Below are 8498 nucleotides of genomic sequence, written 5' to 3' on the forward strand. Positions count from 1 at the left end.
TTGCCCGACAACTCTCCAGATGTGTGGCGTGCCTCGATTCGGGTCGCATGCCGCTTTTTGCTGGATGGACGGCCGATTGCGGCCCGCATCGGAACCAGGCGCCCGGACGGGCGCGGAACGAAGGAATTGACACGGCATGGCGAAGCGTTGGTACTCGGTTAGCGTCCTCTCGAATTTCGAGAAGAAGATCGCCGAACAGATCCGCCAGGACGTGGTATCCGCCGGTCTCGAGGACGAGATCGACGAGGTTCTCGTGCCCACCGAGGAGGTGATCGAAGTGCGCCGCGGCAAGAAGGTCACCGCCGAGCGCCGCTTCATGCCCGGGTACGTGCTGGTGCACATGGAGATGTCCGACCGGGGGTATCACCTGATCAACTCGATCAACCGCGTGACCGGGTTTCTCGGCCCGCAGGGGCGGCCGATGCCGATGCGCGATGCCGAGGTCAACCAGATCCTCAACCGTGTCGAGGAAGGCGCCGAGCAGCCGCGTTCGCTGGTCGTGTTCGAGATCGGCGAGACGGTAAGCGTGACCGACGGCCCGTTCGAGGGGTTCTCGGGCATGGTCGAGGAGGTGGACGACGACAACCAGCGCCTGAAGGTGATGGTGTCGATCTTCGGCCGGGCGACCCCGGTCGAACTGGAATTCACCCAGGTCTCGAAAGAGGCCTGAGGCGAATACGTGGGAGGTACGGCGGGCGCGCCCGCAGCCTGACCACGGCAACATGGAAGGTCCGCATCGCGTTGCGGACCGGTTGGAAAAAGGAGAGGCCGGATGGCCAAGAAACTCATCGGCAGCCTGAAGCTGCAGGTGCCCGCAGGGAAAGCGAACCCGTCCCCCCCCGTGGGGCCGGCGCTTGGTCAGCGCGGCATCAACATCATGGAATTCTGCAAGGCGTTCAACGCCCGCACGCAGGACATGGAGCCGGGCGCACCCTGCCCGACGGTGATTTCCTACTATCAGGACAAGTCCTTCACGATGGACATCAAGACGCCGCCGGCGTCCTATTTCCTCAAGAAGGCGGCCAAGAAGAAATCGGGCGCCAGCAACCCGGGCAAGCAGACCGTCGGCACGGTGACCGCCGCGCAGGTGCGGGAAATCGCCGAGGCCAAGATGAAGGACCTCAATGCGAACGATGTCGATGGCGCGATGAAGATCATTCTCGGGTCGGCACGTTCGATGGGCATCGAGGTGAAAGGGTAAGTCATGGCGAAACATGGAAAACGTACCCGCGCCGCCCGCGAGGCCTTTGTCGGCAAGGATGACCTGACCGTCGAGGATGCCGTTGCGCTGGTCAAGGCCAACGCCACGGCGAAATTCGACGAGACCGTCGAGATCGCGATGAATCTGGGTGTCGATACCCGCCACGCCGACCAGATGGTCCGCGGCACCGTCATCCTGCCCAACGGCACCGGCAAGACCGTCCGCGTCGCCGTGTTCGCCCGCGGCGACAAGGCCGATGAAGCCAGGGCCGCCGGTGCCGATATCGTCGGCGCCGAAGACCTGATGGAAACCATCCAGGGCGGCAAGATCGAGTTCGACCGCTGCATCGCCACGCCGGACATGATGCCGATCGTCGGCCGGCTGGGCAAGATCCTCGGGCCGCGCAACCTGATGCCAAACCCCAAGGTCGGCACCGTGACCCCCGATGTGACCGCGGCCATTCAGGCCGCAAAGGGGGGCGAGGTGCAGTTCCGCGCCGAAAAGGGCGGTGTCGTTCAGGCCGGTGTGGGCAAGGTCAGTTTCGACGAGGGAAAGCTGGTCGAGAATGTCCGCGCCTTCTGCGACGCGGTGGCCAAGGCCAAGCCGTCGGGCGCCAAGGGTACCTACATGCAGAAGGTCTCGCTGAGCTCGACCATGGGGCCGGGCGTGACCGTCGACGTGGCCTCGACCACGCAGCACTGATACGCGGCTGCAACCGGGCGGTTGACCGCCCGGCTTCGCAACCCGTGTAACGCCTCGAACAGATCCGTCGAATGGCCGCTACCAGAATGGCGCGGCCATTTTTTCATGGACTTCGGCGCGCAGGAGGGCGGATACGCGTTCCACTACGCCGGACCTCAGCGGAAGCGGTCCACCAGGCGTTGCAGCGGCGTGCGCGTGTCCTCCTTTGCCGGCCGGTCGACGGCCGGTTCCACTGCCGGTCCGGCGGGCTTCTTCGCCGCCGGCCGGGGCGGCGCGGTGCGCAGGGCAACTGCGTTGGCGAAGCGGGCACTGTCGCCGCCGGCGAGATCGTTGGCGCCGTCGCTCAGGCCGTGCAACAGATCGTCGAGCCAGTCGGCATCGGCCCTGGCGAAATCGTGCAGCACATAGCCCGAAACGGCAGCCTTGTGGCCCGGGTGCCCGATGCCGAGGCGCACCCGCCGGTACTCCGGCCCGATGGCGGAGTGGATCGACCGCAGCCCGTTATGCCCGGCATGCCCGCCACCCTGCTTCACCCGCATCCTGCCCGGGGCAAGATCGAGTTCGTCGTGAAAGACGGTCACGTCTTCGGGCGTCAGCCTGTAGAAGCGCATCGCCTCGCCGACCGAATTTCCCGACAGGTTCATGTAGGTTTCCGGTTTGAGCAGCAGCACCTTGTCGCCGCCCAGCCGGCCTTCGGCGGCCTGGCCCTGGAACCTTGCCCGCCACGGGCCGAAGCCGTGATCCTCGGCAATCCGATCCACCGCCATGTAGCCGATATTGTGCCGGTTCCGCGCGTATCTGGCACCGGGATTTCCGAGACCGACGAAAAGTTGCACCTGGCGTTTCCCCCGTTTCCGGCACGGCCCCTGCCGTGACCAAAGCTGCGCGTCCCGGCTGAAACCCGGCAGAAGGCATCCAGTACCTGCCGGTGAACCGGTTCGGGGTCAAGCCCGGCCCGGCCTGTTCCGGACCTCAAGAGTCGTTGCGACAGGCATGGTCTTCGCTCACGGCGATTGCGGCAACCCGTCGGCTATGTCGTAGTAGTCGCCCTTGTCGGCGCAGAAGATGTGCCTTTCCAGCCGGACGCCGGTCGGCATGTCCAGCGACCCCAGCGAGATCTCGATCAGACCGGTGCCGGGCGCCTTCCAGAACAGGAACGACCCGCAGCGCGGGCAGAAGCCGCGCTCGGCTGCCGGGCTTGCGGCATACCATGCGACCGGCCCCTTGATGATCACCCGGTCGAGCGGCGCATCCGCCGCCGCCCAGACATGCCCGCTCTGGCGCCGGCACTGGCTGCAATGGCAGGCGGTGGCGCCCGAAAGCGGGCCGCTCACCCGATACGAGACATCGCCGCAGAGGCACCGGCCCGTCCTGACCTCATCCGACATTCGAAAACACCTTCTCCAGAATTCCGCTCAGGCCATCGGTATCACCTTCGTCAAACGCAGCAAGCCTGTCGCTGTCAATGTCGAGCACACCAATCAGTGCACCCGCACGATCCCGCACCGGCAGCACGATTTCCGAGCGGGTCGAGGACGAACAGGCGATGTGGTCGGGGAAGGTGTCGACATCCCTGACAAGCTGCACCTCGCCTGTCCGCGCCGCCGCGCCGCACACCCCGCGCCCGAAGGGAATGACAAGGCAACCATGCCCGCCCTGATAGGGGCCGATCTTCATCAGCCCCGGCGCAACCACGCGGTAAAACCCGGTCCAGTCGAAGCGCTCATCGGCATGGTGAAGCTCGCAGGCCACGGTCGCCATCAGCGCCACGATATCGTCCTCGCCGCTTGTCAGCGCAAGGATCGTCCGCTCAAGCTCGGGATAATCGGCGCGCATCAACCCCTCTCGATCGCGATGGCCGTCGCCTCGCCGCCGCCGATACAGATCGCCGCCACCCCGCGCCTGAGGCCGCGCGCCTCGAGCGCATTGAGCAGCGTCACCACGATCCGCGCCCCCGAGGCTCCGATGGGATGCCCCAGCGCGCAGGCGCCGCCGTTGACGTTCATCTTCCCGCGCGGGATGTCCAGATCGTGCATGAACGCCATCGGAACGACGGCAAAGGCCTCGTTGACCTCCCACAGATCCACGTCGCCGACCTGCCAGCCGATCGTGCGCAGCAGCTTTTGTACCGCCGGAACCGGCGCGGTAGTGAACCATCCCGGCGCCTGCGCATGGCCGGCATGACCCGCCACATGCGCCCGTGCCCTCAGGCCACTGCCGGCCGCCGCCAGCACCAGCGCCGCTGCCCCATCGGAGATCGACGAGGCATTGGCTGCCGTCACCGTACCGCCCTCGCGGAAGGCGGGCTTCAGCAGCGGGATCCTCTCGGGCCGGGCATTGGCCGGCTGCTCGTCCTCGCTTATCCGCGACTCACCCTGCCGGCCATGTACCGTCACCGGCGCGATTTCCCGGTCGAAGGCGCCAGAGCGCTGCGCCGCCAGCGCCGCCGAAAGCGAGCCGAGCGCGTATTCGTCCTGCGCCTCGCGCGTGAAGCGGTAGCGTTCCGCACAATCCTCGGCGAAAGTGCCCATCAGGCGACCCCTGTCATAGGCATCCTCCAGCCCGTCGAGGAACATCGAATCCTGCACCCTGTCATGCCCGAGCCGCGCCCCGCCGCGCATCCGGGGCAGCAGATAGGGGGCGTTGGTCATGCTCTCCATGCCGCCCGCGACCACCACATCCGTCCGGCCGAGCGCGATCTGGTCACAGGCGATCATCGCCGCCTTCATTCCCGAACCGCAGACCTTGTTGAGCGTCGTGGCCGGGACACTCTCGTCGAGCCCGGCGCCGAAACCGGCCTGCCGCGCCGGAGCCTGCCCCTGCCCGGCCGGCAGCACACAGCCCATGAGCAGTTCGCCGGTCTGCGGTTCACCGGCATCGGCCAGCGCGGCCCGGATGGCAACGGCGCCAAGCCCGGGGGCGGCGAGCCCCGAGAAGACCCCCTGAAACCCGCCCATCGGCGTCCGTGCCGCCCCGGCGATAATCACTTCCCGCATCGTCCTTCCTCCCCTTCCGCCAGATCGGCGAATACAGAATGGTAAGGTTTTTGGGCCACCCTGTCGCCTACGTCGATCTGTTGCTGGAGACCGTGCATGGAGTTCGAGACCTTTCGCAAGGGCGATATCCTCAGAATCAATGTCCTCGGGCCACGCATTGACGCCGCCTGCGCCATCCGGTTCAAGGACCGGCTGCGCGAACTCTGCGCCGATGCACCCACCCGCGTCGTCCTTGACCTGGGAGAGGTGGATTTCCTCGATTCCTCGGGGCTTGGCGCGGTCGTCGCGTCGATGAAACATCTGGGCAGGGAGCGCTCGCTGGAACTCGCCGCCCTGACACCGAAGGTGGCCAAGGTCTTCCGTCTGACCAGGATGGATTCGGTCTTTCGCATTCACGACTCGGCCGATGCCGTGATGGAATCGGCCACCAATCCGGCCTGATGAGCGGAAGTTCTCCAGCGGGCGGACCGGCCCCGTTATCCGCTGCGGCAGGGACCGGCCGGCACCCGGCTATCGAAAGACGGCTCGGCGCAACACCGCAGGCCGTGCGACAGACGCTTGTCGATATCACGCATACACTTGGCGAACGCGGCTATTCCTCTGTCGATTGCGACGGGATCGAGGCTGTCCTTGCAGAGATACTGAACAATATCGTCGAGCACGCCTATAGAGGACGCCGCGACGGCTGGATCGCGCTGCGGCTCGATCCGGTTCCGGGTGCCGTCATCTGCCGCGTCACGGACGGGGGCGCGCCGATGCCCGGCGACACGGCGCCTCGGGGGCGCCCGCGCGATCTGGATGTCGCGGCAGCGGACCTTCCCGAGGGCGGATTCGGCTGGTTTCTTATCCGCGAACTGTCCCAGCAACTCCACTATGATCGAACGCCGGGACAGAACAATCTGAGCGTCCGGATCGCAACGGGCAGCGCTCCGTGATCGCCGAGGGTCCGGGCGCCACCGGATCGCCAAGAAGTAGCCATCACCGTGACAGGATGCCGGCCAATACTTGCCGGGTAGCTGCAACAGGCTTCCCCCGGTGCCGTGTCCAACTGTCCCCACCGATCAGACGGCACCGGGGAATTTGCCTGCAACACCGGCAGACACGTCCTCATTTTGCGGGGTACGGTGCCAGTCGGGCGGCCTTCGCGATTGCAACGTCGAAAAATCCTCTTCCCTTCACCGGTCGACCCGTGATTCACTCTGCCGATACGCGGCGCAGCCCGCGACAGGGAGGCAACGATGAGAGATTTCCAACTGCCGGGCAGGTCCCCGGTCTTTGCCGAGCGCGGCATGTGCGCGACCTCGCATCCGATCGCGGCGGCTGCGGCCGTCGATATCCTCAGGCAGGGCGGCAATGCTGCCGACGCCGCCATCGCCGGGGCTGTCCTGCTGGGTATCTGCGAGCCACAGATGACCGGCATCGGTGGCGATTGCTTTGCCCTGATCAGCCCGGGTGGGAGCGACGAGGTCCATGCGCTGAACGGCTCTGGCCGTTCCGCCTCGGCATGGGATGCGGAGGCGCTGCGCGCTCGCGGTCTGAAAGCCGTTCCGACCGACACACCCGACGCGGTGACGATTCCGGGTGCGGTGGCGGGATTTGCCGCCCTGTCGGAGAGATTCGGCCGGCTCGGTCTTGCCGCAAGCCTTGCCCCCGCCATCGACTACGCCGAAACCGGCGTCCCGGTGGCACCACGCGTCGCCTTCGACTGGGCCGCTTCGGCCGACCGGCTGATCGGCGATGCGCGCGCGCATTATCTGATCGGCGGGGCCGTTCCCCGGGCGGGGCAGGTGTTTCGTGCGCCGGCTCAGGCCGGCGTGCTGCGCCGGATCGCCGAGCACGGGCCTTCGGCATTTTACACCGGCGAAGTCGCCGACGACATGCTATCAATTCTGCGAGCGCATGGCGGCTGCCATGATGAGGCCGACTTCGCCGCACAGACGGCCGACTGGGGCGAGACCGTTTCCACCCGCTACGGCGACATGGAGGTTGTCGAGCATCCGCCAAACGGTCAGGGGGCGACGGCGCTGCTGCTGCTGAACATCCTTCGGGAATTCGATCTCGCCAGCCTCGATCCCTTCGGCGCCGAACGCGCCCATATCGAGGCCGAAGCCGCCAGGCTCGCCTATGACGCGCGCAACCGGCTGATCGCCGATCCCGCATGGATGGACAGGCGCGACCGGATGCTCGATCCGACGCTTGCACGCGATCTGGCGGCGCTGATCGATACCGGGCGCGCGCTGGACAATGTGACGGCGCGCACCGAGGCCGTCCACCGCGATACAATCTACATCACGGTGGTCGACCGCGACAGGTTGGCGGTCTCGCTGATCTATTCGATCTTTCACAGCTTCGGATCCGGCCTTGCCAGTCCTCGTTTCGGCATTCTGTTGCAGAACCGTGGCGCCGGCTTCACCCTTGCGCCGGGGCATCCCAACGAGGCGGGGCCGCGCAAGCGGCCGATGCACACGATCATTCCGGGCATGGTCCGGCGCAACGGACAGGCGGTGATGCCCTTCGGTGTCATGGGTGGCCAGTATCAGGCCAACGGCCATGCCCGGTTCGTCACCAACATGGTGGATTTCGGGCTCGATCCGCAGGCGGCGATAGACGGGCCGCGCAGCTTCGCCGAAGACGGGTCGCTGCTGGTCGAGCGCGGCTATGGCGACGGGGTCGCGGCGGCATTGTCGGAACTCGGCCATCGCGTCGTTACGCCGCCGGTTGGAATCGGCGGTGCCCAGGCAATCCTGATCGACCCGCACACCGGCGTGTTGCAGGGCGGATCCGACCCGCGCAAGGACGGTGCGGCCATCGGCTACTGAGGGCGGCTGTGATCAGTTGAGCTGGAAATGCAGGGGATAGCGCCCGTCCTCGAACTCGCCGAACAGATCGGGGACATCGGGGTGATCGACCGGCTCTCCGGTGGTGTCGGGAACGAGGTTCTGCTCGGACACATAGGCGATGTAGTAACTCTGCTCGTTCTCGGCCAGCAGATGGTAGAACGGCTGTTCCTTTTCGGGACGGCTGTCCTCGGGGATGGCATCGTACCATTCGTCGGTATTGGCAAAGGTCGGATCGACATCGAAGACCACGCCGCGAAACGGATGCTTGCGGTGACGGACCACTTGTCCGAGATGAAATTTAGCTCGTCGCTTCAACATGATCGCACTTCCCATGCGCCCATCCGTATGACGAAGCCGGCGGCGAGTCCATGCCGCGCGCGCCATATCGTGCCACCGGGGGCAAAATCGCGATTGCAGGTACGTACCGCGCATCATCTGCCTCATGAGGCAGGCATCGACCGCGCACCGGGGCGGGAATCTGCGCTTGACCGTTTTCACCGGCGCCGGAATGCCCTATCATGGGAAAAAACGAGCAGACCAATAAATCGATCGGACAGGCGGATGACCAGAATTCTCTGCGCCTTGTGTATTTTCATGGCGCTTGCGGCATGCGGCGGCGGCGGCAAGTCCGCGCCAAGAAACCTAGACAATGCGTGCAGCCTTGCCAAGGAACGGCCGGAATATCTGCGGGCCATGAAGCGGACCGAAAAGAAATGGGGCGTGCCCGTCCCCGTCCAGATGGCGACCATCCCTCAGGAA

General features: G+C 65.9%; 11 protein-coding genes and 1 pseudogene. 7 read left to right on the top strand and 5 right to left on the bottom strand.

From position 1 onward, the window contains the following. The first annotated feature begins 136 nt into the window (after window positions 1-136). From nusG to rplA, 3 genes are all read left to right on the top strand, one after another. A complete protein-coding gene (gene nusG / locus ACK5IR_RS01190) occupies window positions 137-670 on the top strand; it encodes a transcription termination/antitermination protein NusG (RefSeq protein ID WP_416925078.1) in 534 nt (177 codons plus the stop codon). Between the two features lie 102 nt (window positions 671-772). Then, window positions 773-1201 carry a 50S ribosomal protein L11 gene (gene rplK / locus ACK5IR_RS01195; protein WP_416925080.1) on the top strand — a complete coding sequence of 143 codons (429 nt, stop codon included), beginning with the start codon at window positions 773-775 and terminating at the stop codon, window positions 1199-1201. Between the two features lie 3 nt (window positions 1202-1204). Beyond that, window positions 1205-1903, top strand: a complete 699-nt coding sequence (gene rplA / locus ACK5IR_RS01200) for a 50S ribosomal protein L1 (protein ID WP_416925082.1) — start codon at window positions 1205-1207, stop codon at window positions 1901-1903. Between the two features lie 155 nt (window positions 1904-2058). Here the strand turns inward: rplA and pth are convergent, their stop codons facing one another. The 4 genes from pth to ACK5IR_RS01220 all read right to left on the bottom strand — a co-directional run bounded on the left by pth (window position 2059) and on the right by ACK5IR_RS01220 (window position 4899). Beyond that, window positions 2059-2739, bottom strand: coding sequence for an aminoacyl-tRNA hydrolase (gene pth / locus ACK5IR_RS01205; protein WP_416925084.1), 681 nt, complete (start codon window positions 2737-2739; stop codon window positions 2059-2061). A 168-nt stretch (window positions 2740-2907) separates the two neighbouring features. After that, a complete protein-coding gene (locus tag ACK5IR_RS01210; RefSeq protein ID WP_416925086.1) occupies window positions 2908-3291 on the bottom strand; it encodes a GFA family protein in 384 nt (127 codons plus the stop codon). Beyond that, window positions 3281-3739 carry a GAF domain-containing protein gene (locus tag ACK5IR_RS01215; protein ID WP_416925088.1) on the bottom strand — a complete coding sequence of 153 codons (459 nt, stop codon included), beginning with the start codon at window positions 3737-3739 and terminating at the stop codon, window positions 3281-3283. Before ACK5IR_RS01215 ends, ACK5IR_RS01210 begins: the two co-directional genes overlap by 11 nt. After that, complete coding sequence (locus ACK5IR_RS01220; RefSeq protein WP_416925090.1) at window positions 3739-4899, bottom strand: acetyl-CoA C-acyltransferase; 1161 nt, start codon at window positions 4897-4899, stop codon at window positions 3739-3741. Before ACK5IR_RS01220 ends, ACK5IR_RS01215 begins: the two co-directional genes overlap by 1 nt. 96 nt (window positions 4900-4995) lie before the next feature. On the opposite strand from ACK5IR_RS01220, the gene ACK5IR_RS01225 reads away from it, so the two are divergent. From ACK5IR_RS01225 to ACK5IR_RS01235, 3 genes are all read left to right on the top strand, one after another. After that, complete coding sequence (locus ACK5IR_RS01225) at window positions 4996-5340, top strand: STAS domain-containing protein (RefSeq protein ID WP_416925092.1); 345 nt, start codon at window positions 4996-4998, stop codon at window positions 5338-5340. After that, window positions 5340-5834, top strand: coding sequence for an ATP-binding protein (locus ACK5IR_RS01230; RefSeq protein ID WP_416925094.1), 495 nt, complete (start codon window positions 5340-5342; stop codon window positions 5832-5834). The genes ACK5IR_RS01225 and ACK5IR_RS01230 overlap by 1 nt, the downstream gene beginning before the upstream one ends. 303 nt (window positions 5835-6137) lie before the next feature. Continuing rightward, window positions 6138-7718, top strand: a complete 1581-nt coding sequence (locus ACK5IR_RS01235; RefSeq protein WP_416925096.1) for a gamma-glutamyltransferase family protein — start codon at window positions 6138-6140, stop codon at window positions 7716-7718. A gap of 12 nt (window positions 7719-7730) precedes the next feature. Here ACK5IR_RS01235 and hspQ read toward each other — a convergent pair whose 3' ends face one another. Further along, window positions 7731-8057: a heat shock protein HspQ gene (hspQ, locus tag ACK5IR_RS01240; protein ID WP_416925100.1), complete on the bottom strand. Its 327-nt coding sequence runs from the start codon at window positions 8055-8057 to the stop codon at window positions 7731-7733. Between the two features lie 243 nt (window positions 8058-8300). Between hspQ and ACK5IR_RS01245 the strand changes: the two are divergent. Continuing rightward, window positions 8301-8498: pseudogene (locus tag ACK5IR_RS01245) on the top strand (lytic transglycosylase); the annotation flags it as partial.

Source organism: Tropicimonas sp., assembly GCF_047971885.1.
GTDB lineage: Bacteria > Pseudomonadota > Alphaproteobacteria > Rhodobacterales > Rhodobacteraceae > Tropicimonas.